This window comes from Arthrobacter sp. KUASC02, from assembly GCF_059739395.1.
This window is the reverse complement of sequence record NZ_AP046053.1, coordinates 1,026,547-1,050,311: the sequence shown is the minus strand read 5'-3', so window position 1 is coordinate 1,050,311 and position 23,765 is coordinate 1,026,547. Positions and strand designations below refer to the sequence as shown.

Below are 23,765 nucleotides of genomic sequence, written 5' to 3'. Positions count from 1 at the left end.
AGCCTGTCGATGCGCGTCGTCGCTGCCGGCTGCTCCCGGCGCGCGTAATGCCGGCTGGGCGTGCCGGGCGATTTGAGCCCGGATGAAACAATACTGAAGTGAACCCCCATGACTCCCTGATTCCGTTGCTGGGCCGTGGCCCGGACCCGGAACAGCTGCGTCATGTCCGCACCATTCCCGCCCGGCAGGCGGTGAACGAGCCATGGCCGGAATGGGCCCACCCCGACCTCGTCAACGCCTACGGCTCGCTGGGCATCCACGAGCCGTACCGTCACCAGATCCAGGCGGCGAACCTTGCCCACGGCGGCGAGCATGTGGTGATCGCCACCGGCACTGCGTCCGGTAAATCCCTGGCCTATCAGCTGCCGGCACTGGACGCCATCCACCGCTCGGAGCTGCGGGTACTATCCGAGCCGGGAAAAATCCACGACGACGGCGCCGTCGCCCTGTACCTCTCCCCCACCAAGGCCCTGGCTGCCGACCAGCTCGCTGCCATCCGCTCGCTCAGGCTCCCGACCGTCAGGGCTGAAACGTACGACGGCGACACGGACCCTGCGTCGCGGCGCTGGATCCGGGACCACGCGAACGTGATTCTGGCCAACCCGGACATGCTGCACTTCGGCATCCTGCCCAACCACGCCTGGTGGGCCAGCTTCTTCCGCCGGCTCAAGTACGTCATCGTGGACGAGGCCCACAGCTACCGGGGTGTCTTCGGTTCCCATGTGGCCAACCTGATGCGGCGGCTGAGACGAATCTGTGCCTATTACAGCGCCGGCGCCTCCCAGCCGGGCCCGGTGTTCATCGCGGCCTCGGCAACGGCATCCGAGCCGGGAACCTCCTTCGGCCGGCTCATCGGGGCACCCGTCCGGGCTGTGTCCGAAGACTCGTCACCGCATGGCTCAACGACCGTTGCCTTCTGGGAGCCGGCCCTGACGGAGTTGCGCGGCGAGAACGGTGCGAAGGAACGTCGGACGGCCGTGGCAGAAACCGCCGACCTGCTGGCCAACCTGGTGTCCTCCCGCATCCGGACCATTGCGTTCATCAAGTCCCGGCGCGGGGCGGAGACCATCTCGGCCATCACCAAGCGGCTCCTGGATGAGGTGGATCCAAGCCTCCCCCAGCGCGTTGCCGCCTACCGTTCCGGCTACCTCCCGGAGGAACGGCGGGCGCTGGAGAGGGCCCTGAGGTCAGGGGAACTCCTGGGGGTTTCCAGCACATCGGCGCTCGAACTCGGCATCGACATCTCCGGGCTCGACGCCGTCCTGGTCGCCGGCTGGCCCGGCACGAGGGCTTCCCTGTTCCAGCAGATCGGCCGGGCGGGGCGGGCCGGCCAGGACGCCATCGCCGCATTTGTGGCCAGCGACGACCCCCTGGACACGTACCTGGTGAACCACCCCGAAGCCATCTTTGACGTTTCGGTTGAGGCGACGGTATTCGATCCGTCCAATCCCTACGTGCTGGGGCCGCACCTGTGCGCCGCCGCAGCTGAACTGCCGCTGGGTTATGCCGAACTCGACCTGTTCGGCCCCACGTCGGAGAAACTGCTGGACCAGCTGGTGTCCCAGGGTTACCTGCGGAAGCGGCCGGCAGGCTGGTTCTGGACGCATCCGCAAAGCGCTGCGGCCATGGTGAACCTGAGGGCGGACGGCGGCGGACCGGTAAGCATCGTCGACGCCGAAACAGGTTCCCTGCTCGGCACGATGGACTCTCCGCAAACGCACTACCAGGCCCACACGGGAGCCGTGTACGTGCATCAGGGCGACAGCTATGTGGTGGAGGAGCTGAACGAGGGAGACCACTGCGTGATGGTGCGCCGCGCCAACCCCGATTACTACACCACGGCCCGTGACGTGACCCAGATCGAGGTCCTGGAGACGCAGCGGACAGCTCAGTGGGGTGACGTCGCCGTGCACTTCGGAGACGTCAAAGTAACAACGCAGGTGGTCTCCTTCCAGCGCAAGGCACTGATTTCGAATGAGATTCTGGGCGAGGAACCGCTCGAGCTGGGCGCCCGTGACCTGTTCACCAAGGCTGTCTGGTTTGTGGTGGACAACCGTTCGCTGACCGGGGCGGGCCTGATCGAGGCCCAGTTCCCCGGCGCCCTGCACGCCGCCGAACACGCAGCCATCGGGCTGCTCCCGCTCGTCGCGTCCAGCGACCGCTGGGACATCGGCGGGGTGTCCACTGCCATTCACGCCGACACCGGAGTGCCCACCATCTTTGTGTACGACGGGCACCCCGGCGGCGCAGGCTTTGCCGAACGCGGCTTCGACAAGGCCAAGGTGTGGCTTTCCGCGACCCGTGACGCCATCGCTGCCTGCGAGTGCGACGCCGGCTGCCCGTCCTGTGTGCAGTCGCCCAAATGCGGCAACAAGAACAACCCGCTGGACAAGGCCGCGGCGATCACCTTGATCGATGTCCTGCTGAAGGACGCCACCGAGCAGCCCGCCGGGCAGCCGGGAGCTCCCCTTCCGCATACTGCCGGGGCCGAAGAGCGCGCCGCCCGATCCTGAGGCCGGCCCATGGCGGCGGTCCTGTGGTGTCCGGCCCAGAGCCGCGGTCCCGTGGTGGCCGGACGATGGCCGCGGTCCGTGGTGGCCGGCCTATGGTGGCGGGCCCGCCCGGGCGTGCCCGGCGGCAGCGCCGAATATGCTCCGGTTCAGGAGCTCAGTACGCACCTCCACCGTGTCGCGTCCCCCTTCCGTGCAGCTGGTGATTTTCGCACCCTGCCGGCCCGCAACGTCGGCCGCAACGGTGCATGGCACCCCCTGGCTGATCCCGCGCAGTGCGTCCGCGGCGGCCAGCGCTGCCAGGTCGGCGGCTGCTGCGGCCCTGGACGCCATCACGGCTGACTGGGCCAGGAGCAGCATCAGCGCCATGGCCACCATCACCACCATCCCGAGCCCGGCAGCAAGAACCGTCCCTGATCCGCGCTCATGGACCTGGCCCGGATGGCCATTTTCCGCAGCCGGCGGGTCCGGACGCCCGGCTTCTACGTTCCCCCGGCGCGGTCTTGCCCGCGCGCTCACGAGGCTGCAGCTTCCAGGCCTTGACGCCGCCCCTGTGCGGTCGGCGACCGTGCAGGCAACGCCTCCTGAGGACGCAGGCGTGCGGACTGGGCCGCTTCGCCCCGTGCCAAGGCCCGGGCAGACAGCGTCCACGGGACGATCGACCCGACGGGGCCGGAGACTCTGCCGGACACCGTGACACTGAGCCACTCGCCGTCCGCTGCAACTGATGATGACGCCGAGGCTCCCGCGAGCTGCCGTACGATTCCCTCGACCGCTCCGGCGTCCTCCCCCCGCGCCAGGGCCCTCGCCCCGGCCCTGGCGGCCTCCTCCAGCCGAAGCTGGGTAATCCCGGCCGCCGATCCCGCGAGGAGCAGGGCAAGGAGAAGGAGGACGGCCGGCAGGGCCACCGCAAATTCGGCGGTGACCGCCCCGCGGTCCTTCCCCGGACCCCGGAACGCCGTCATCCCTGGCGCATGCCGGCGCAGGCCCGGCATCATGGCAACGCCAGGGCCGTCCGGATCAGGTTCAGCAGGAAGCCCCGCACTTCATCGCTTCGGAGGATGAACACCAGGATTCCGGCAAAACCAACGGCAGCCAGTGTGGCGATGGCGTATTCCGCGGTGGCCATTCCCGCCTCGGATCCCATGAGCCGGACCCGTGCACGGGCGGTTACGGGCGCCGCATCCCTCGCACCGGGGTAGATCTCGTGCACCGTCGCGTCGGCGCGGCTGGGGGGTTCGGAAGGCTCGGGCTGGGGGTCCGGACGGTGGTTGGAAGTGACTGACATGGGATTTCCTTTCATTGGTTTCCGGCTGATGTGCCGGCTGACTTGACTCTCCCGGCTGGGCCCAAAGGAGATAAGGGACATGTTCGGCTAAGTGGAAAAGCCCGGAATCTCGCGGCTGTGGAGGAACACTCGGGCGCCGTGCCGCCCCGGACCCGGCTGCAGCGGTCAGCTTCCGGAGGGCAGCATCGCGAGCAACACCGGAACCACGCCGAGGCAGATAAAGGCGGGCAGCGAACAGAGGCCGAGCGGGACCACCAGCCGCACGCCGAGCGCGGCCGCACGCTTTTCCGCAGCCCTGAAGCGCTCCCGCCGCAGCCTTGCGGCCTGAGCGTAGAGAATGGCCGATGACGGCGCCCCTGTCAGGGCGGCAAAGCCCAGGGCCTGCCGCAGGTCCAGCAGCTCGGGGGCCCGGACCTCGGAACTGCGCCACGCGGTCTCCCAGTCGGCGCCAATGGCCAGCGCCGACACCACGGGCCGCAGCGACCGGTGATATTCAGGTGACGCTGAGGCCGCGACGAGCTCCAAGGCACGCCCGATCCCCGACCCGGCGTCCAGCATTGCTCCGATCAGCTCCAGCATCATTGCTGTGTCGCGCAGGCCCTCGCCGGCCGGCCGAGGGGCCCGGGCTGTGCTTCCGCCCTCGCCGTTGGTTCCGTCGGCCGGATGCCCCTGGTGCTGCCGCAGAAGCCTCCGGTGTGCGCTGCCGTGCCCGGTCAAAGCCAGTGCCGCGGCGGCGGCCAGCATCAGTGCCACAGCCACGGCCGGAAGCAGGGCCGCCGTCATGATGTTCCAATGGCCGAGCGGACAAGCCTGGCAGACCAGATCCGGCCGGCCACTGTCAGTGCCACCCCGGCAGCGAGCGCAGCCATCCCCAACGGTGTGCCGAGCAGGATGGACAGCGGATCCACGCCCAGGGCGACACCCAGCCCTAGGCCCAGGAGGGGAAGCCAAGTCAGGAGGGTGACGGTGGCTTTCGGCCCGGCCAGGGCGGTCTGGCGGGCAGCTTCGGCGTCGTCCTCCACTTCAAGCTGCGCCGCCAGGCGGGTCAGGACGTCCGCCAGCGGGCAGCCGCTCGCTGCGGCAATGTCGAAGCATGCGGCGAGCTCACCCCAGATTCGACGTTCGCGGCTTGGGCTTCCGGGGAAGGCCGTGGCCGACGCCGAACGGATGGCGTCGGCCACGGGGGAACCCCGCATTGCGGCCGCCCTTGCCACGGACACCATCGACAAGGACGCAGGAGAGAGTCCCTGCACGTCGTCCTGTCCGGCCCCGGGACGCTCGTCGACGGCATAGACCAGCCAGAGTTCGTCCCACAGCCGCGAGGGCGTCCTGCCGCCTTTGAGCAGTGCTGCCAGTTGTTGGACCACAACGGTCATGGGCACATGGTGAGGGTGGTGGCGGGACTTTCCGGGCCGGATGGAGCGCCGGGCCTTTGGCGTGCCGCGCAACTCGGGGCACCCGGCGCCCAGTGCCGCACGGATCCTTCCTGAGCGGCCGCCGGGAGGCCGGGCCACCAGCCACGCAGCCAGTGCCAGCAGGGCGATCAGCAGACTCATCATCCGTCTGCCCCGGACTCTGGCACCGTCGGCACCGCATCGCGGCCGCCGGTCAGGGATTCGTCAATACCCAGCCGCCGGGCCAGCCCCGGCCACGAAGGGCCCAAGGTGACGGTTCCACCGCGCACGGAAACAGCCGCTGAGACCTCCAGGCCGTGGGCGCCGTCTTCAATGACACCGATGCTTGCCACCTGGCGGAGGCCTCGGAACCGTTCAACGTGCACCACGACATCCAGGGCACTTGCAACCTGGAGCCGCATGGCGTCCGGGCCCATCCCGGCGAGGGCACCCAGCGCGGTAAGCCGGGCAGGAACGGCTGCCGCTGTGTTGGCATGGATGGTTCCGCCGCCGCCGGTGTGTCCGGTGTTCATAGCGGTCAGCAGTTCGCGAACCTCCGCCCCGCGGCATTCGCCAACCACCAGGCGGTCGGGCCGCATCCGGAGGGCCTGCCGGACCAGTTCGGCAAGATCCACTGCACCGCCGCCTTCGAGGTTTCCGTGCCTGGATTCAAGCGACACGACGTGGGGATGGACGGGGTTAAGTTCGGAGGCGTCTTCGATCAGGACCAGCCGTTCGCCGGGATGGCTCAGCCCCAGCAGCGTGGAGAGCAGGGTGGTTTTTCCTGATCCCGTGGCACCGCTGATCAGGAAGCTCAGGCGCCGGGAAACCATATGCTTCAGCACGTCCTGGACAAGGGCACCGAACATGCCGCCGTCCCGCAGCTCGTCCAGCGTGAACACCTCATGGCGGCGGATTCTGATGCTTAAGAGTGTTCCCGCCGTCGAAATGGGCGGCAGGACTGCGTGGATGCGGTATCCGGCCTCCAGCCTGACGTCCACGCACGGGGACCCGTCGTCAAGCCGCCGCCCGCCGGCAGCGACGAGGCGGGACGCCAGGGAACGGACCTCATTTTCGGAGGAAAAGGACACGGGCGCCTGTTCCAGCCCGTTCCCGCGGTCCAGCCAGACGGAGTCCGGGGCGTTGACGAAAATGTCGGTCACCGACGGGTCCCTCGTCAGCACCTGCAGCCGGCCCAAACCGTTGAGCTCGGCACTGATCCGCTCGACGGCAGCCAACGATCCGGCCGTACCCAGGAGCCGGCCCGTGGCCTGAACCGCCGCGGCCACCCGGGACGGTGTCACCGGGCCGGAATCGGCCATCACGGATTCCCTCACCGATTCGAGCAACCCGGCGTCCAGGGCGCTGCTCTGCCGCCGCCTTAAGCTTCCGGCCGGACCGGGGAAGCGGGGCAGCCCCGGCGGCTGCGATGGCGTGGTCATGGCAGCCCGCCGCCCAGCAGATCCAAGACCGACGCTGCGAACCGGCGCACGGTACGCCGACGGCCCATCTCCAGCAGGCGGCCGAGCTCCGTGGCGTTGGCCGTGCCCTTCACTTCCGGGACAAGTCCCTGCAGGGGCAGGCCCACGGATTCGGCGATCAGCGGCCCGTCCAGGACGGCCCCGGCTTTGCCCCGGATCACCAGGGCCGTGTCCACCGGCGGAAGCTCCTGCAGCAGCCTGGCGGATGAAACGGCGGCTTTCAGCTGCGCGGGTGCCACAACCAAAATACGGTCGCAGTCCCAGGCAAACGTCCGCAACGGTTCCGTTCCGCGGCCGATATCCACCAGGACCAGTTCGTAGCCCCGCCGCGCAGCGTCAAGAACGCCGCCCACGGTGGTGGCTTCCACGCCGGGCTGGCGTTCGCGGCTGCCCGGCCAGGACAGAAAGGAAAAACCGCCCGCCACCGGCAGAGCGTCGGACAACTGTTCAGGATCGATGCTCCCGCTCGCCTCCGTAAGATCGGTCCATCGAAGGCCCGGTGTTTCCTCCGCGGCCAGGGCAATCTCCAGGCCGCCGCCCCACGGATCGCCGTCGATCAACAGGACCCGGGCTCCCCACTCCGCCGCGGCCTGGGCGATCCAGATCGCAGCCGTGGTGGCACCGGCTCCGCCGCACCCGCCGGTCACGCCCAGGACCAGTCCGCCGGCTTCCGGCGACCGCGAGCGGCTCAGGTATTCGGCCAGCCACGCGGCGGCGTCCGGCAGCACGGCCACCCGTTCGGCTCCCAGGACCGCGGCGAGGTGCCAGAGGCTGTCACCTTCGCCGCTGAGCCCGACGAGCACGGCCGGTGCGCGGCGGCGGGGCGGCAGTTCGCGGATGTCACTGCCCACCAGGACCACGGACGCGGTGTCCCAGAACGGGGCCGCTTCGGTGGCATCGGCGGCGACGCGAAGCTGGCCGCCGGCAGCGGCAACGATCCGCTCAACCTCACCGCGAAGGAAGTCGAAGCCGGTCACCAGAAGTGTTTCGGCGGACTCCGCGGGAAGCCAGGCGCCCGGAGCGCGCTCCCCCGCCGACGCGCCCCTGCCCGGGGCATCTGCCGCGGTTGCACCGCGGGCTGCCGGACCGGCCATGCCGAGCGGATCCGCCGGGCTGCCTCCGCCAGGCTGCCGCCCCCGCTCTTGCCGGCTGCTCGGCTGCCGTCCCCGCTCTTGCCGACTGCTCGGCTGCCGCCCCCGCTCTTGCCGACTGCTCGGTTGCCGGCTCCCCGTATGCCGGCCAGGTGGCTCCTGGGAAGCGTGGCCGGAGGCCGTCACGGGGCCGGGACCGGTGAATTCCGGCGTGAACTCCGGTGTGGGTTCCTGAAGATGCTGCCTGCTCATCCTGCCACTGTGCCGAGCGGCCGCGCTGCCGGACAGCCCCGCCGCAAGCCATGTGGACAACGCCCTGCCCCGGGCACCTGTGGAGGGACAGTGAGCCCGCCGGACCCGCACCCGGAGGCAGGCTTTCCGCCATCGACCAGACGGCGGCGCAGACCATCCCGCTCCACAAGGCAGAATTGAGGCTATGTATCTGCTGCTGTCCGCCCACGCTGACGGCGCAGCCCTCCAGGAGCTCACACCGGACGGCTCCCCCGCCCCCGGCAACCCCGAACCGCGCCTGATCAGCGCAGGCGAACTGGCCGGCGTCGTACGTCAACTCGAAAAGCGGCGCCCGCGCTGGATCTGGCACCGGACGCAGGAGTGGTACCCGGCGCTGCTGGCGGCAGGGGTTGAGCTGGAGCGCAGCCATGACCTGACGCTCTGTGGCGCCATCCTGGCCCATTCGGAGTTCACCGCCCACACGGACTACGCCCGCAACGCCGAAAAGCTCACGCAGGACGACGACTCGCAGCAGCCGCCCCGCGCCCTCCAGCCACCGCCCCAGCCGGCACACCAGGGGGCACTCTTTGAAGACTCCGGACTCGGCCGTCAGCCCAGGCACTCGCTGGAAGAGCTGCGCATGGAGTTCGCCGCCCAGCAGGAAGCGCTCGGCCAGGCGAGCACGGAGGCGAACCGAAGGCAGCGCCTCCACCTGCTCCTCGCCGCAGAATCCGCCGGCGCCATGATCGCCGCGGAAATGCAGCACACCGGCGTGCCCTGGCGGGAAGAACTGCACGAACAAATCCTGGCGGACTACCTGGGCCCGCGGCCGCCGCTGGGCCACCGGCCCGCCAAGCTCGAGGCGTTGAACACCGAACTCCGCAGGCTCCTGAATTCGCCAAGCCTGAACCCGGATTCGCCGCAGGACCTCATGCGTGCCCTGCACCGGAACGGCATCGAGGTCAAGACCACCCGGCAATGGGAGCTGAAGGAATCCAGCCATCCGGCCATCGAGCCACTCCTTGCCTACAAGAAACTGTCCCGCCTGCATGCGGCTAACGGCTGGGCCTGGCTGGACGCCTGGGTGAACAACGGCCGCTTCCAGCCCGAGTATGTGGTGGGAGGCGTCGTCTCCGGGCGGTGGGCATCCCGCGGCGGCGGTGCACTGCAGATTCCGCGCCAGATCCGCGGCGCGGTGCACGCCGATCCCGGCCACAAACTCATCGTGGCCGACGCTTCCCAGCTGGAGCCTCGGGTCCTGGTCGCCCTGGCCCAGGACTCCAAAATGGCCGAGGCAGCCCGGGACAAGGACCTCTATGCCGGCATTGCTGCCCAGGGTTTCGGCGGTGACCGTGCCAAGGCGAAGGTGGCCCTGCTCGGTGCCATCTACGGTGCCACAACGGGTGAATCCGGGCGGCTGATGCCCCAGCTGACGCGCACCTATCCGCGCGCCGTCGGCTTCGTGGAACAGGCCGCCCGGGATGGCGAAGCAGGCGGAACCGTCACTTCGCGGCTGGGCCGCAGCAGCCCGCCGCCGTCGGACCGCTGGCTGCAGAGCCAGCAGTCCACCACGGCGGAGGAACAGCGCCGGGCAGATGCGGTTGCCCGCTCCCGCGGCCGGTTCACCCGCAACTTCGTGGTCCAGGGCTCGGCCGCTGACTGGGCAGCCTGCTGGCTGGCGGAATTACGACGGCGGCTCCGCGCAATGCGGTCGGCCGGCGGCACTGCCGGCGAACTGGTGTTCTTCCTGCATGACGAAGTGATGGTCCACTGCCCTGACGCTTCGGTGGACGCCTGCATCGGAGCCATCGAGGAGGCGGCCGCGGCGGCCAAGGAACTGCTGTTCGGCCGGATTCCGGTGGAATTTCCGGTGAGCGTTGCCGTAGTCGATTCCTACGACAAAGCCAAATAGTTCGCTGGAAGACGCGGCCTGTAACGTACCCGCGGGTAGCTTTGTGAACTGTCTCACCTCCCGGTTAAGCTCAATTAGCCGGTTCGCAGCAGTGGCAGTGCAGCACCGAAAAAGAACCGGCCGATGCAATGACGCATGGATATTTGGGGAGGCACCGCACAATGGCTGGCACATTCGAAATCATCAACGCTGAAGAAGAAGCTTTCTACTTCAGGCTCAAGGCCGACGACGGCACGGTAGTGGCGGTATCGCCGCGGTTCAAGACACTCAAAGGCGTGGTGGCCGGCATTGATGCCGTCCGCGAGAGCGCAGCCACAGGACTTGTGGTCAACCGGGCCCGGCGGGAACTGGCCACCGGATAGCCCCGGGCAGACGGGGCGGGCCGCCCGCGTACGGCCCCGGTCGGCCTGACCGATGGGTCAGGGACCCGCCGGAAGTTAAATGTCGATCTGGTGCAGCCGGTTCCGGTCCCACGGGACGGCCCAGCCCAGCTGATCAAAAAGCTCATTCAGGATCATCCCGGTGAAACCCCAGACCACAACTTTGTTCACCACGAAGGCTGGGCTGAGGAACGACTGGCCGCCCCGGCTGACGGTGGCCATCACCCTGTTGTCCGGGTCCAGCAGGTCGCGGACCGGGACACGGAACACCTGGGCCGATTCGCCGTAGTCCACCACGCGGACCGGAGACGGCGAGTGCCACCAGGCGAGCACCGGCGTCACCAGGAAGTTCCCGCGCGGCAAGGCCAGCTGCGGCATGGCGCCGAGAACCTCCACACCGGCTGAATCGAGGCCGGTCTCCTCCTCCGCTTCACGGAGGGCAGCTTCAATGGGCGTCTCGCCCGGGTCGATTCCTCCGCCTGGAAACGCCACCTGGCCGGGGTGGTCGTCCAGGGTGTGGGCACGTTCCAGCAGCAGGACATCGAGGTCGGCCGGCGCCAGGTGCTTCGAGGAAACGGCGGGGACGTTGTCCAGGGCGCCGAAGAGCATCAGCACCGCGGCCTTCCGGGCGACAGAATCGTCCACGGTCAGGTCCCGCCAATAAGGATTGCGCTCCGGGCCGTTCCCGGCGGTAATTGCCTCAATGAGGCCGACGAGGTCCTGGCGGGCAGTCATTTCCCCCGCTTTTGTGATTCCATCCGGATTTCGGCAGCCCGGTGGGTCTCCGCCAGGAGCTGGGCCAGGAGGGCTTCCTGCCCCGGGGCCAGCTCGTACTTGAGCAGCTTGGCTGCTTTCACCGGATCCGTCTCCCCGGCTCCGTAGCTGGGGCACCAGGTGGCCACCGCGCACGCACCGCAGGCCGGCTTGCGGGCATGGCAGACGCGCCGCCCGTGAAAGACCACGCGATGCGAGAGCATGGTCCAGTCCCTCGGCTCGAAAAGCTCGGCCACGTCCGCTTCGACACGCACGGGATCATCCGAGTCGGTCCAGCCGAACCGGCGGGCCAACCGCCCAAAGTGCGTGTCCACGGTGATTCCGGGAACGCCGAAAGCGTTGCCCAGCACCACGTTGGCCGTTTTCCGTCCGACTCCGGGCAGCGTCACCAGATCCTGCAGCCGGGGCGGCACCTCGCCGTCGTACTCGTCCACCAGCCGGTTGCAGAGTGCCATGACGTTCCGCGCTTTGGCGCGGAAGAAACCGGTTGGCTTGAGGATCACCTCAAGCTCGGCAGGGTCCGCCTCGGCCATGCTCCGGGCGTCCGGATACCGGTCAAACAGGAGCGGCGTGATCTGGTTGACCACGACGTCGGTTGTCTGTGCCGACAGGACCGTGGCCACCAGCAGCTCGAAGGGGCTGCGGAAATCCAGCTCGGCGTGCGCATACGGGTAGAGCTCCGCGAGCGCCCGGTTGATCCTGCGGGCGCGCCGCTTGAGCGCCAGCAGGGACTCGCCCGCCGCCCTGGGGGTGATGCTGCCCGGATTCGGCGTCCCGGAAACGGTGGCCATCGTGGCCGGCTAGCCGCGCTCGATGTTGCTGAGGTCCCGCAGCACGCCGACGCGGCCGTCGGTATGCTGCACCAGGAATTCGTGCCCGCGGTCTTCCAGGGCCAGAACCCACCCGCCGGGTTCGATCACGAACGCAGGCATGCCCGTCCGCTCGTCGACTGCAGTGCGGGGCTGGGCGACGGCGAACCAGAACGCCTCGTGGACCGGCTGCTCGTCGTGTTCTTCCGGGCGGCTGTAGGGGTCCACGGTGGCGCCGATGGGCTCCTGCGACTTCACCTGCGGGTTCAGCATCGTCGCAGCCGGCGCCGAAGCTGCCGGCGCCGACGCTGCGTGCTCGGTGGCCGCGGGAGCCGAAGCTGCGTGCTCGGAGGCCGCGGGAGCCGACGCTGCCGGCGAAGCACCCGTGGCGGGAGCTTCGGCTGAATCCCGGCCCGCGGCCGCGGGAACTGCCGCGGCCTGCGTCCGCTCCGCAGCGGAAGGCGCGACGCCGGCGGCCTGCGTCCGTTCCGCAGCGGAAGGTACGACGTCGGCGGCCTGCGTTGCGGGCGAAGCGTCCGTACCGCGGCTGGCGGCGGCGGCACCTACTGCTGCTGCTGCAGTAGCGGCAGCAGCGTTGTTGCCGGCTGCGTTGCCGGACGTGGCAGCGGCGGCAGCAGCCGGCACAGAGTCTGTGTGCGGTGCGGCGGCCTGCGCCGTCCCCTGCTGCGCTGCTGCGTGCTGCGTCTCTCCGTATGAGGTTGCTGCGCGCGGGGCTTCACTGGCGCCAGCTCCGGCGTACGGGCGGTCGGCGTACGGGCGGTCGGCGTTCGCCGCACCGGTGTTCGCCGCACCGGCGGCCGTTGCCTTTCCGGCGGCAGCGCCGCCTGCGGCACCCGCGGCACCCGCGGTCAGTCGCTTCGACCAGCCGGCCAGAGTGCTGGAACCCGGGTCCTTGGCGGCCTTGGGCTCCTTCGAGGCGCTGGGCTTGCGGAACGGCGCGGCAGACTCGCGGGCCACAACGTGTGCGGGGACCTCCGCGCGGTCCAGGAAGTCACCGGCGAGGAGGGGAATGAAGCGTGCCAGCACGGTGGCAGCAAACAGCCCGACGGATCCGATCAGGCCCACCAGCATGACCGGAATGAAGGCTTCGGCCGCGGACAGGAAGAAGAACCCGAGGGTGAACGACGCCACCACGGACGCGAACTGGTCAATGGACAGCGACCCCACCCGCACCTTGGACTCCGGGCTCAGCCTGCGCGCCACGAAAAGGGCCGTCACGATCAGCGGCAGGATGACGCCCAGGCCCAGGAAAAAGAGGCTTCCCAGGTTCCACAGGTTGTAGCGGGAATCGAACATCGGGATCAGCGACGCGACGAACAGAATCAGCGTTGACGTGAAGACGGTGAGGTCCCGCACGGTGAACGGGCCGAGCACCGTTTCGTTCTTCTTGGCCGTCAGCCTGCTTCCCGCGGACTTTTGCCCGTCAGTGCCTGCCGGCTTGCCGGAAGAAGCCGGGCCGGTGGCCTGGCCGGCCGTCTGACCGGGATGCGTATGGACGGCCTTATGCTGTCCATGGCTTTGCTGGTTCATACTGTTCTCCTTAGCACGGCGGCGCCCTGGACAGCGCCTCCTAACGGCAGGCAGGAACGGGACCGCAAGCGGTCCTGTCGCCTCCATCGGATGTCACAACTCCATCTCAGCCTAGCCAAGTGGTTGGCTGATCACTAGCTGACGGGCCGGAGGCGGGCCCGGCAAAACACCCGCGGATTTCCCTAGCACACCCGCCTGTTTGCCGGGTGGATGCGGGGCGTCCGGCAAGGCCGGCGGAGGCTCCGGTTCCGGCACGGGAGCTCGCAGCCCCGGACCTCCGGGAACCATTCGGCGCTTAATAAACACCGCTCACGGCTCGCTATGTGACGGGGCACACGTCTGGCGCGGGGCAGGCGTTAGTGTTTATTTCGGAACAGCTCTTTGCGGTACAGCCGTGACCAGCCGATGCCCGATGCCGCGCATGCGGCACGGCTGCGGCCCGGTGGCGGCCCGTCCCGCGCAGCAAAGATCGATGAATGATGAGGTTCACCATGTCCCAGGACACTCCCAGCTCCACGGCCACCGCTGCACACACCGACGTGCCGGCCAACCTGTCCACCGCCGGAGCCGTTGCAGTCTCCGCATCAGCCGCAGGCCCGTCAGCCAACGGAGCCCAGGGCGGGAACGGCGACGCCTTCGAAAACCTCTCCCAGGAGAACCGGAAGTTCGCTCCGTCACCGGAGTTCGCGGCCAACGCCGTGGTCACCGCCGCGGACTATGCAGAGGCCGACGCCGGCCGCCCGGCTTTCTGGGCGAAGCAGGCCCGCGAACTGCTCACCTGGAGCAAGGACTTCACCGAGACCCTGGACTGGTCCAACCCGCCCTTCGCGAAATGGTTCGTCGGCGGCGAGATCAACGCTGCCTACAACGCCCTGGACCGCCACGTGGAGAACGGGCTCGGGGACCGGGTGGCCATCTACTTTGAAGGCGAACCCGGCGATTCCCGCTCGTACACGTATGCGCAGCTCACCGAAGAGGTCAAGAAGGCCGCGAACGCGTTCGAGTCCCTCGGGGTTGCCAAGGGCGACCGCGTGGCCGTGTACCTGCCCATGATCCCCGAGGCCGTCATCACGCTGCTGGCCTGCGCCCGGATCGGCGCCGTCCACTCGGTGGTGTTCGGCGGCTTCTCCGCCGAGGCCCTGCGCTCCAGGATCGACGACGCCGGGGCCAAACTCGTCGTCACCGCCGACGGCACCTACCGCCGCGGCAAGCCCAGCTCCCTGAAGCATGCGGTGGACGATGCGTTGTCCCACGAAGGAGACGGCAGCGGCCACACCGTCGAGAACGTCGTCGTCGTCAAGCGCAACGGGCAGGACGTCGACTGGCACGAGGGCCGGGACCACTGGTGGGCCGACACCGTTGACGCCGCTTCCCCGGAACACACGGCCGTGGGCCACGACTCCGAACACCCGCTGTTCATCCTCTACACCTCCGGCACCACGGGCAAGCCCAAGGGCATCCTGCACACCACCGGCGGGTACCTCACCCAGGGCGCCTACACCCACAAGGCCGTCTTCGACCTGCACCCGGAAACGGACGTGTACTGGTGCACCGCCGACGTCGGGTGGATCACCGGCCACTCCTATGTCGCCTACGCCCCGCTGATCAACGGCGCCACCCAGGTCATGTACGAAGGCACGCCGGACTCCCCGCACCAGGGCCGCTGGTGGGAGATCATCGAGAAGTACAAGGTCTCCATCCTTTACACCGCCCCCACCGCGATCCGCACCTTCATGAAGTGGGGCAAGGAGATCCCGGCCAAGTTCGACCTCTCCTCGATCCGCGTCCTGGGCTCCGTGGGCGAACCCATCAACCCCGAAGCCTGGATGTGGTACCGCGACGTCATCGGCGCCAACGCCGGCAAGAACGGCGAGAAGAAGGAGGACCCGGCACCGATCGTGGACACCTGGTGGCAGACCGAAACGGGCGCCCAGATGATCGCCCCGCTGCCCGGCGTCACAGCCACCAAGCCCGGCTCCGCCCAGGTCCCCCTGCCCGGCATCGCCGTCGACGTGGTGGATGAACTCGGCGAATCCGTGCCGAACGGGCACGGCGGGTTCCTGGTGATCCGCGAACCGTGGCCGGCCATGCTCCGCGGCATCTGGGGCGACCCGGAACGCTTCAAGGAGACCTACTGGTCACGGTTCGAGACCATGTATTTCGCCGGCGACGGGGCCAAGAAGGACGACGACGGCGACGTCTGGCTCCTGGGCCGGGTGGATGACGTCATGAACATCTCCGGCCACCGGCTCTCCACCGCGGAAATCGAATCGGCCCTGGTCAGCCACCCGGCCGTCGCCGAGGCCGCCGTCGTGGGCGCCGCCGACGAAACCACCGGACAGGCCGTGGTCGCGTTCGTGATCCTCCGTGAGGATGCGGTGGACTCCGGCGACGCGATCGTCCAGGAACTCCGCAACCACGTGGGCAAGGAAATCGGTCCGATCGCCAAACCCAAAACCATCCTGGTGGTGCCCGAACTGCCGAAGACCCGGTCCGGGAAAATCATGCGCCGGCTCCTCAAGGACGTCGCGGAAGGCCGCGACCCCGGCGACGCCACCACACTGGCCGACAACACCGTCATGGCGCAGATCGCCCAGTCGCTCCGGAAGTAGCGGCCGCTCAGAAACTAACAGTCCCGGACGCCTCCCGGGAAACCAGCCGGCCCCGTTTTCCCCCGCCACGGCGGGGAAAACGGGGCCGCGGTGCTTTGTGACGATTCAAATAGCGATTGCCGTCAAAATGTTCTTTCCCGTTCTTTCCTGTTCCCTTTTGAGACGTTATAGTCATGAGCATGTGAGGTCTCTCACATGCAGCTATTTTTCAAGGGAGAGAACATGGCAGCACAGTTTGATGCGTCGGCAACCGCTTTTCCGAGCCGCCGGACCATCCTCAAGACCGTCGGCGTCGGCGCAGCGGGCCTGGCGGGGATTCCGTTCCTCGCGGCTTGTACCGGCGGAAGCGGACCGTCGGCCACAGGTTCCGACTCGCCCGGCCTGACGTTCGGTTCCGGGTCCTCGGATGATGTTCCCAAGCGCGCCTACCAGGCCGTCACGGACGCCTTCACCGCCAAGTCCGGCAAGAAGGTCACCACCAACGTGGTGCCGCACAACGATTTCCAGAACAAGATCAACTCCTACCTGCAGGGCTCCCCGGACGACACCTTCACATGGTTTGCCGGCTACCGCATGCAGTACTACGCGGGCAAGGGACTCCTGGCACCCATCGACGACGTCTGGGAGAGCATCGGCGCCAATTACTCCGACGCGCTGAAGAAGGCGTCCACCGGCCCCGACGGCAAGATGTACTTCGTCCCCAACTACAACTACCCGTGGGGTTTCTTCTACCGGAAGAGCCTCTGGGCGGAGAAGGGCTACGAGGTTCCGGAGACTTTCGACGCGCTCAAGGCCCTGGCCACCAAGATGAAGGCTGACGGCATCATTCCCATCGGCTTCGCCGACAAGGACGGCTGGCCCGCCATGGGCACCTTCGACTACATCAACATGCGGCTTAACGGCTACCAGTTCCACGTGGACCTGTGCGCGCACAAGGAATCCTGGGACCAGCAGAAGGTCAGCGCCGTTTTCGACACGTGGGCCGAACTCCTTCCGTTCCAGGACCCGGCGGCCCTGGGCCAGACGTGGCAGGACGCCGCAAAGGCACTTGAAGCCAAGAAGACCGGCATGTACCTTCTCGGTTCCTTCGTGACCCAGCAGTTCACCGATCCCGCGGTCCTGGCGGACATCGGGTTCTTCGCGTTCCCGGAGATCGCCATGGAAGGCCGCGACGCCGTCGAAGCCCCCATCGACGGCCTCCTGCTGTCCAAGAAGGGCGGCGAAAACAAGGCGGCCCGGGACTTCATGGCTTTCCTTGGGTCTGCCGAGGCACAGGACGCGTACGCCGCGGTGGATTCATCGAACATCGCCACGGCCAAGGGCACGGACACGTCCAAGTTCACGCCCCTCAACAAGGCGTGTGCGGACACCATCGCGAACGCCAAATACATCAGCCAGTTCTTCGACCGGGATGCCCTTCCCGCGATGGCCAACAACGTGATGATCCCCGCGCTGCAGAGCTTCATCAAGGACGGCAAGATGGACGTCAAAAACCTCGAAGCCCAGGCCAAGACGCTGTACGCGGCACAATAGCGAGGGAAGACTTCCATGAGCAGCACCGCACGAGAACTGATTCCGCCGGAATCCCGGGAGCCTGAAGGCCCTCCCGGGAGAACCGGCAGGGCCAAGGGCGGGCGGGTCCGCCGCCTGTCCGGGCGGGACAAGCTTGTCCTGTCCCTGATGGTGGGCATCCCCACCCTGATCGAACTGACCCTGGTGTGGCTGCCCATGCTGATGTCGGTGGGCCTGAGCTTCACCCGGTGGAACGGACTGGACCTGGGCGACATCCGCCCCGCCGGCCTGGACAACTACCAATTCATTTCCCAGGATTACCCGCCGTTCTGGCCGGCGGTGCAGCACAACATGCTGTGGCTCCTGTTCCTGGCACTCATCGCAACACCGCTCGGTTTGCTGCTTGCGGTGCTGCTGGACCAGAACATCCGCGGCAGCAAGATCTACCAGAGCATCTTCTTCGCCCCGGTGATGTTGTCGCTGGCCCTGATCGGCATCATTTGGCAGCTCTTCTACCAGCGGGACAACGGGCTGCTGAATTTCCTGCTGGGCACCGCCGGGACGCCGCAGGCCGTGGACTGGTTCGGAGATTCCTCGGTCAACATCTGGGCCGCCATGATCGCAGCCACCTGGCGGCACGCCGGTTATGTCATGCTCCTGTACCTGGCCGGGCTCAAGGGCGTGGATCCCAGCCTCAAGGAGGCCGCCGCAATCGACGGCGCCAACGGCTACCAGACGTTTTTCCGGGTGGTCTTTCCGGCCATGCGTCCCATCAACATCGTGATCGTGGTCATCACCATCATTGAGTCGCTGCGGGCCTTTGACGTTGTGTACGTCATCAACCGCGGCACCAACGGCCTGGAAATGCTCAGCGCCCTGGTGATCCAGAACCTTGTGGGCGAAGGCCAGGTGATCGGCGTCGGCTCTGCCCTTGCGGTGGTGCTGCTGGTTATTTCCCTTGTCCCCATCGTCTTCTACCTCAGCCGCACGTTCGGCAAGGAGAACAAAGCATGAGCTCCCCCGCAACAAGCACAGCACGCGACGGCAGGAAAGCTACCGCCCCCGCACCCAGGTCCGGAAGCCGGCCGAAACGCCACTACGGGACCCACATCTTCCTGACGGTCATGGCCGTCATGTGGCTGATCCCGCTGGGCTGGTCCGTCTTCACTGCCCTCCGGCCGGTGGCGTCCACCAACGAGCACGGCTACTTCAGCCTTGCCGGCGCATTCAATTTCGACAACTTCATCCAGGCCTGGACGCAGGGCGGATTCGCCACCTACTTCTGGAACTCCGTCATCATCACGGTTCCGGCCGTGCTGGTGACCCTGTTCCTGGCGTCCCTGATGGCGTTTGCCGTGAGCCGGGTGAACTGGAAGTTCAACATCACGCTGCTCATCATGTTCACCGCCGGCAACCTGCTGCCGCCGCAGGTCCTGGCGGCGCCGTTGTTCGAGATGGCCAAGCACTTCGAGGTGCCGTACTCCTTCAGCGATTCCGGCAACATGCTGAACACGTACATCATCGTCATCGCCGTCAACACCGCTTTCCAGATGGGATTCTGCACGTTCGTACTCTCCAACTACATGAAGGCCCTCTCCGCCGACCTGACCGAAGCCGCGCTGGTGGACGGTGCCGGAATCTGGCGGCAGTACCGGGAGATCATCCTCCCGCTGTGCCGGCCGGCGTTTGCTGCCCTCGGCACCCTGCAGGTCATCTTCATCTACAACGACTATTTCTGGCCGCTCCTGTTCATCCAGAGTGGCAACCGGCTCCCGATCACCACGGCCATCAACAACCTCCAGGGCCAGTTCCTAAATAACTACAACCTGCTGGCCGCCGGCGCCGTGATCACGGTCATCCCCACGCTGGTGATCTATTTGCTCCTGCAGCGGCAGTTTGTTGCGGGGCTGACTCTCGGTTCCTCCAAGGGGTAGACCATGATGGAACCTGACGGGGGCAGCACTCCCCCGCCCGCAGCCCGAAAGGAATTCCATGCTCCCCGCAGCACGCCACCAGGCAATCGTGGATGCAGTCCAGCGCGAGAGGGTGGTCCGCGTCTCGGACCTGGCCCAGCAGCTTGGCGTGTCGCTCATGACCGTTCGGCGGGACATCGAGCTGCTCGAGGAAGGCGGCCGGGTGGAGCGGATCCACGGCGGCGCCAAGCTTCCCGGCGATGCCAGCACGCACGAACCGGGCTTCGAACAGAAATCCACGCAACTCACGGCCGAGAAACGGGCCATTGCCCTGGAAGCGGCGTCCCTTGTCCATGAAGGGATGGCGGTGGGACTGGGCGCCGGAACCACCACGTGGGCCCTGGCCAAGGAGCTGGTCAACGGACCGCGGATCACTGTTGTGACCAACTCCATCCGCATTGCCGACGTGTTCCATCACGGCTCATCCTCCGGTGCCGGACGGTACGGGTCCACGGTGATCCTGATCGGCGGCGAACGCACGCCGTCGGACGCCCTGGTTGGACCGATTGCGACGGCGGCGCTGAAGCAGCTGCACCTGGACCTGCTGTTCCTGGGCGTCCACGGCATGGATCCCGATGCCGGCTTCACCACGCCCAACCTGCTCGAGGCCGAGACCGACCGTGCGTTCGTGGCAGCCTCGCGCAAGGTGGTGGTGGTGGCCGACCACACCAAGTGGGGCACCCAGGGCATGAGCACCATCTCGGGGTTCGAGGAGGCGGACGAGGTCATCAGCGACTCCGGCCTCAGTGCGGACGCGCGCCGGTTCCTGCAGGAAAGCGTCAGCCGGCTGCGGATCGTGGACGCCGGCTAGCGGTGTTGCCGGAAAGCTCTACGGGCAGCCGCAGGACTGCCTGACCAGCAGCTTCGTGGGAAAGACGTGGTGGCGGGGCGGCTCGCCGCGGCCGGCGCCGACCAGCGCGCGCACTGCGGCGTCCGCCATCGCACGGACCGGCTGTTCCACGGTGGTCAGCGGAGGCCACGAATATTCGGCCTCCACCGAGCCGTCGAAGGCGGCCAGGGCAATGTCGCCCGGAACGGTGAGTCCCGCTTCGTGCAGGGCACGGAGGATGCCCACTGCCTGCATGTCAGAGCTCGCAAAAATCGCCGTGGGGCGGTGCCCTGATGCCAGCAGGCGTTTGCCCGCGGCGTAGCCCCCGTCCCGGGTGAAGGCGCTGCGCGCGATGGGGCCCTCGGGCAGTCCGGCAGCCTCGAGCGCCTGCAGCCAGCCCTGTTCGCGGTCATCGGCCTCATTGGCCGTGGTGGTACCCATGGCCAGGCCGATGTTGGTGTGGCCGTGGCCGATCAGGTGTTCCACGGCAGTGCGTGCACCGGCGGCGAGGTCCACGCCGACGCTGGTGACGCCGGCGGGCCTCTCACTGTGGCTGAGCAGGACCGATGAAATCTCCGCCGATTCCAGGTCCGCCAGGTCCGGTTCGGAAAGGACGCTCGCAAGCACCACTCCGTCCACCTGGCGCGCGGCCAGGTTCCGGATGTGCCGGCGTTCCTTGGCGAGGTCGCCGTCGGAGTTGGTCAGGAACAACGCGTAGCCGAGTTCGCCGGCTGCGTCTTCCACGGCGTGCGCCAGCAACGAGAAGAACGGGTTGCTGTTGTCCGGAATGATCAGGCCGATGGTCTCGCTGGACCCAAGTTTGAGGGCACGTGCAGCGGCGTTGGGGCGGTAGCCCAGGACGCGGATCGCGTCCTGGACCTTCGCCTCCGTGGCAGGCGCCACCCGTTTAGGGCCGCCGTTGACAACGTAACTGACCACCGCCGTGCTCACACCCGCATAGCGGGCAACATCCTTGCGGGTTACCGGACCTCGGGTCGGGTGCGTTGCGGGAATGGTCATGGAGTACATGCTAGCTATGCGTCCCGCGGAGCGTCGCCAAAATCGCGGATGGGCAGGCGTTCGCCGTTCTGCTGGGCCGAGGCATGCGCCACGATTCCGGGAAGCGTGAACCTTGCGGCCACCCAGGCGTTGACGGGCGGCAGCGTTCCTTCATTGACCGCAGTCACGAAGTCGTCCACCAGGAACTGGTGGCTTCCCTCGTGCCCGTTCGGGGCGCCGCGGAATTCCTCCGGCAGGCGGCTGCGGTCATGCACGGGGGCAAGGCCGGAGATGAAGGCGTCGCGCAGTTCCGGCGCGACGTCGGCCAGCGACGGGTCGTCCAGCGGGATGCTGGGCCGGGTTTCCACCTGTTCGGAGATGTCGTGGACGTTTTCCTTGTCCTGCCACACCGTGACCTTGGCCAGCTGCTCGAAGCTGGCTTCGGTGCCGAAGAAGCGGAACCGGGATTCACGGATGTGCGACGGGTAGCCCACACGGCGCATCTCGTTGGTCCGCATCGCGCCGCCGTCGTTCAGTTCAAAGAGTGCGGTGGCATTGGAGAAGTCGTTGCCGAACATGCTGACGTCCTTGTCGAAGACGCCGTCGTCGCGGTCGTCCTTGACGCCGATGCAGCTGACGCTCACCGCGTGGGACGGCAGCGCGCCCAGGACGCCGCCGATGGCGTGGGTGGGGTACAGCATGGGCGGGTAGCTCGCCGTCGACTTCCAGACGTCTCCGCCGCTGTACTGGTAGGCGTCGTAGAAACCCAGGTCCATGTCGTGGACGTAGTCGCCTTCGCTGTAGAAGATCCGGCCGAACTTGCCGGCGGCGTGCTGGTTGCGGGCGTAGACGGTGGCGGGGTTGTAGTAGCTGGTCTCCCCCATGGCGTAGACCAGCCCGGTTTCCTTCACGGCCTCGATGATGCGCTCGATCTGCTCTTCCGAAATAGCCATCGGCACTGCGGAGTACACGTGCTTGCCGGCGCGGAGCGCCTGCTCCACCAGCGGACCGTGGGTCCAGCGCTGCGTGAAGATGGCGACGGCGTCGACGTCGGACGCCAGCAGTTCCTCGAAACTCGCCTTGGTCCCGTCCAGGCCCCAGCGCTCCTGCGCCGCGGCGGCGCGTTCCGGCCGTTCGTCGACGACGTAAACCTCGCTGACTCCCGGGTGGAGCTTGAAGAGATGGGCGAAATGGCCGCCGAACTGCCCGACACCGACGACTCCGATTGAAAACGCCATTGTTTACCTTCCCTTGGCTGGCCCGCGATTGCGGGCATAAAGGCCCCGTATGGGCCTGCGCCAAAGTCTTCCACCCGAATCTACTCGAGTCAACGAATTTAGAAGCGTCAGCCGTAACTTTCTTTGTTTGCAGGAAAAAATACTTGCCACCTCAAATCTACTCGTGTAGATTCATCAACAGTTGTTACCCACATCACAGTCAGGAAAGGGTCGATGATGACCACCCTTACCAAGCAGCAACAGGACCCGGCAGCCCGGCCCGGACTCCCCACGGCCGGGAAGACCGCCCGGAAGGGCCGGCTTCGCCGGCTCGGCGACTTGAAGATGGCATTGTTCTTCATCTTCCCGGCAATGATCGGCTTTGTTCTCTTCTATCTGGTGCCCACCATCCGGGGCGTCTACCTCAGCTTCACCGAGTACAGCATCCTGGGCGACCCCACCTGGATCGGCGTCAAGAACTACACCGCCATGCTTGGCGATGAACTGTTCTGGAACGCCATGGGGGTCACCGTCCAGTACGTGGGCCTGAACATCGGCTTCCAGACCGTAATCGCCCTCGGACTGGCCCTCCTGATGCACCGAGTGGCAAAGTCCACGTTCATCCGCGGCGCGTTGCTGCTTCCCTTCCTGGTGGCCAACGTCATCGTCGCCCTGTTGTGGTTCTGGATGCTCGACTACCAAATCGGCATCGTCAACGAAATCATCAACTGGATGGGCCTGCCGCGCATCGCCTTCTTCGGCAGCGAGCAATGGGCAATCCCCACCATTGCCGCCGTCAACGTCTGGCGGCACATGGGCTACACGGCCCTCTTGCTCTTCGCCGGGCTGCAGTCGATCCCCAACCACGTCTACGAGGTTGCATCGCTGGACGGTGCGTCCCCCACCCGGACCTTCTGGAGCATCACCATGCCGCTCCTGCGCCCCGTGATGGTGCTAGTGCTCGTCGTCACCGTCATCGGCTCATTCCAGGTTTTCGACACCGTGGCAGTGACCACCGGCGGCGGCCCCATCAACGCCTCCCGCGTCATCCAGATGTACATCTACCAAAAGGCCTTTGGCGAATCGGACTTCGGCTACGCATCGGCCCTGTCCGTCATTCTCTTCCTCATTCTTGCCCTGGTGGCCTTCGTGCAAATGAAGTTCCTCAAGGGCAACGAATCGGATCTGGACTAAGGAACCCC

General features: G+C 67.1%; 21 protein-coding genes. 9 read left to right on the top strand and 12 right to left on the bottom strand.

Translation table 11 applies throughout. The annotated features are described in order from the left end of the window. Nucleotides 1-98: 98 nt before the first annotated feature. The gene (locus AC6JAC_RS04845; RefSeq protein WP_028269918.1) at nucleotides 99-2,513 is read left to right on the top strand and encodes a DEAD/DEAH box helicase; all 2,415 of its coding nucleotides are present in this window, start codon (nucleotides 99-101) and stop codon (nucleotides 2,511-2,513) included. 90 nt (nucleotides 2,514-2,603) lie between these two features. Here the strand turns inward: AC6JAC_RS04845 and AC6JAC_RS04840 are convergent, their stop codons facing one another. The 7 genes from AC6JAC_RS04840 to ssd form a co-directional block, all read right to left on the bottom strand. Next, nucleotides 2,604-3,029, bottom strand: a complete 426-nt coding sequence (locus AC6JAC_RS04840; protein ID WP_231511101.1) for an Rv3654c family TadE-like protein — start codon at nucleotides 3,027-3,029, stop codon at nucleotides 2,604-2,606. Further along, complete coding sequence (locus AC6JAC_RS04835; RefSeq protein WP_197024904.1) at nucleotides 3,026-3,508, bottom strand: TadE family type IV pilus minor pilin; 483 nt, start codon at nucleotides 3,506-3,508, stop codon at nucleotides 3,026-3,028. Before AC6JAC_RS04835 ends, AC6JAC_RS04840 begins: the two co-directional genes overlap by 4 nt. Continuing rightward, on the bottom strand, nucleotides 3,505-3,798 hold the full coding sequence (locus AC6JAC_RS04830) for a DUF4244 domain-containing protein (protein ID WP_497963627.1): 294 nt from the start codon (nucleotides 3,796-3,798) through the stop codon (nucleotides 3,505-3,507). The genes AC6JAC_RS04835 and AC6JAC_RS04830 overlap by 4 nt, the downstream gene beginning before the upstream one ends. A gap of 165 nt (nucleotides 3,799-3,963) precedes the next feature. Beyond that, nucleotides 3,964-4,581, bottom strand: coding sequence for a type II secretion system F family protein (locus AC6JAC_RS04825; RefSeq protein WP_454699333.1), 618 nt, complete (start codon nucleotides 4,579-4,581; stop codon nucleotides 3,964-3,966). Further along, nucleotides 4,578-5,357 carry a hypothetical protein gene (locus tag AC6JAC_RS04820; RefSeq protein WP_497963625.1) on the bottom strand — a complete coding sequence of 260 codons (780 nt, stop codon included), beginning with the start codon at nucleotides 5,355-5,357 and terminating at the stop codon, nucleotides 4,578-4,580. The genes AC6JAC_RS04825 and AC6JAC_RS04820 overlap by 4 nt, the downstream gene beginning before the upstream one ends. Further along, nucleotides 5,354-6,634, bottom strand: a complete 1,281-nt coding sequence (locus AC6JAC_RS04815) for a TadA family conjugal transfer-associated ATPase (RefSeq protein ID WP_497963623.1) — start codon at nucleotides 6,632-6,634, stop codon at nucleotides 5,354-5,356. The genes AC6JAC_RS04820 and AC6JAC_RS04815 overlap by 4 nt, the downstream gene beginning before the upstream one ends. Continuing rightward, on the bottom strand, nucleotides 6,631-7,767 hold the full coding sequence (gene ssd, locus AC6JAC_RS04810; RefSeq protein ID WP_497963621.1) for a septum site-determining protein Ssd: 1,137 nt from the start codon (nucleotides 7,765-7,767) through the stop codon (nucleotides 6,631-6,633). Before ssd ends, AC6JAC_RS04815 begins: the two co-directional genes overlap by 4 nt. Before the next feature lie 433 nt (nucleotides 7,768-8,200). Here ssd and AC6JAC_RS04805 point away from each other — a divergent pair, with 433 nt between their 5' ends. After that, nucleotides 8,201-9,907: a bifunctional 3'-5' exonuclease/DNA polymerase gene (locus tag AC6JAC_RS04805; RefSeq protein WP_497963619.1), complete on the top strand. Its 1,707-nt coding sequence runs from the start codon at nucleotides 8,201-8,203 to the stop codon at nucleotides 9,905-9,907. A 161-nt stretch (nucleotides 9,908-10,068) separates the two neighbouring features. Beyond that, on the top strand, nucleotides 10,069-10,269 hold the full coding sequence (locus AC6JAC_RS04800) for a YegP family protein (protein WP_028269912.1): 201 nt from the start codon (nucleotides 10,069-10,071) through the stop codon (nucleotides 10,267-10,269). A 75-nt stretch (nucleotides 10,270-10,344) separates the two neighbouring features. Here AC6JAC_RS04800 and AC6JAC_RS04795 read toward each other — a convergent pair whose 3' ends face one another. The 3 genes from AC6JAC_RS04795 to AC6JAC_RS04785 are packed head-to-tail and all read right to left on the bottom strand — an operon-like array spanning nucleotide 10,345 to nucleotide 13,421. Beyond that, on the bottom strand, nucleotides 10,345-11,022 hold the full coding sequence (locus tag AC6JAC_RS04795; protein ID WP_347898108.1) for an NUDIX hydrolase: 678 nt from the start codon (nucleotides 11,020-11,022) through the stop codon (nucleotides 10,345-10,347). After that, nucleotides 11,019-11,852, bottom strand: coding sequence for an endonuclease III (gene nth / locus AC6JAC_RS04790; protein WP_051628748.1), 834 nt, complete (start codon nucleotides 11,850-11,852; stop codon nucleotides 11,019-11,021). The genes AC6JAC_RS04795 and nth overlap by 4 nt, the downstream gene beginning before the upstream one ends. 9 nt (nucleotides 11,853-11,861) lie before the next feature. After that, nucleotides 11,862-13,421 (bottom strand): hypothetical protein, encoded by a 1,560-nt coding sequence (locus tag AC6JAC_RS04785; RefSeq protein ID WP_497963616.1) that lies wholly within the window; start codon nucleotides 13,419-13,421, stop codon nucleotides 11,862-11,864. Nucleotides 13,422-13,912: 491 nt separating this feature from the next. Between AC6JAC_RS04785 and acs the strand changes: the two genes are divergently transcribed. The 5 genes from acs (at nucleotide 13,913) to AC6JAC_RS04760 (ending at nucleotide 20,329) form a co-directional block, all read left to right on the top strand. Next, the gene (acs, locus tag AC6JAC_RS04780) at nucleotides 13,913-16,033 is read left to right on the top strand and encodes an acetate--CoA ligase (RefSeq protein WP_497966763.1); all 2,121 of its coding nucleotides are present in this window, start codon (nucleotides 13,913-13,915) and stop codon (nucleotides 16,031-16,033) included. 222 nt (nucleotides 16,034-16,255) lie between these two features. Beyond that, nucleotides 16,256-17,566: an ABC transporter substrate-binding protein gene (locus tag AC6JAC_RS04775; RefSeq protein WP_051628756.1), complete on the top strand. Its 1,311-nt coding sequence runs from the start codon at nucleotides 16,256-16,258 to the stop codon at nucleotides 17,564-17,566. A 15-nt stretch (nucleotides 17,567-17,581) separates the two neighbouring features. Next, entirely contained in the window at nucleotides 17,582-18,559 is a 978-nt protein-coding gene (locus tag AC6JAC_RS04770) for a carbohydrate ABC transporter permease (RefSeq protein WP_497963614.1), read from the top strand. Then, the gene (locus tag AC6JAC_RS04765; RefSeq protein ID WP_347898101.1) at nucleotides 18,556-19,479 is read left to right on the top strand and encodes a carbohydrate ABC transporter permease; all 924 of its coding nucleotides are present in this window, start codon (nucleotides 18,556-18,558) and stop codon (nucleotides 19,477-19,479) included. The genes AC6JAC_RS04770 and AC6JAC_RS04765 overlap by 4 nt, the downstream gene beginning before the upstream one ends. A gap of 58 nt (nucleotides 19,480-19,537) precedes the next feature. Next, nucleotides 19,538-20,329 carry a DeoR/GlpR family DNA-binding transcription regulator gene (locus AC6JAC_RS04760; RefSeq protein ID WP_028269904.1) on the top strand — a complete coding sequence of 264 codons (792 nt, stop codon included), beginning with the start codon at nucleotides 19,538-19,540 and terminating at the stop codon, nucleotides 20,327-20,329. A gap of 18 nt (nucleotides 20,330-20,347) precedes the next feature. Here the strand turns inward: AC6JAC_RS04760 and AC6JAC_RS04755 are convergent, their stop codons facing one another. Both AC6JAC_RS04755 and AC6JAC_RS04750 read right to left on the bottom strand, forming a co-directional pair. Then, nucleotides 20,348-21,367: a LacI family DNA-binding transcriptional regulator gene (locus tag AC6JAC_RS04755; protein WP_028269903.1), complete on the bottom strand. Its 1,020-nt coding sequence runs from the start codon at nucleotides 21,365-21,367 to the stop codon at nucleotides 20,348-20,350. A gap of 14 nt (nucleotides 21,368-21,381) precedes the next feature. Then, nucleotides 21,382-22,584 carry a Gfo/Idh/MocA family protein gene (locus AC6JAC_RS04750; protein ID WP_497963611.1) on the bottom strand — a complete coding sequence of 401 codons (1,203 nt, stop codon included), beginning with the start codon at nucleotides 22,582-22,584 and terminating at the stop codon, nucleotides 21,382-21,384. Nucleotides 22,585-22,800: 216 nt separating this feature from the next. Between AC6JAC_RS04750 and AC6JAC_RS04745 the strand changes: the two genes are divergently transcribed. Further along, on the top strand, nucleotides 22,801-23,757 hold the full coding sequence (locus AC6JAC_RS04745; protein ID WP_028269901.1) for a carbohydrate ABC transporter permease: 957 nt from the start codon (nucleotides 22,801-22,803) through the stop codon (nucleotides 23,755-23,757). Nucleotides 23,758-23,765 lie beyond the last annotated feature (8 nt).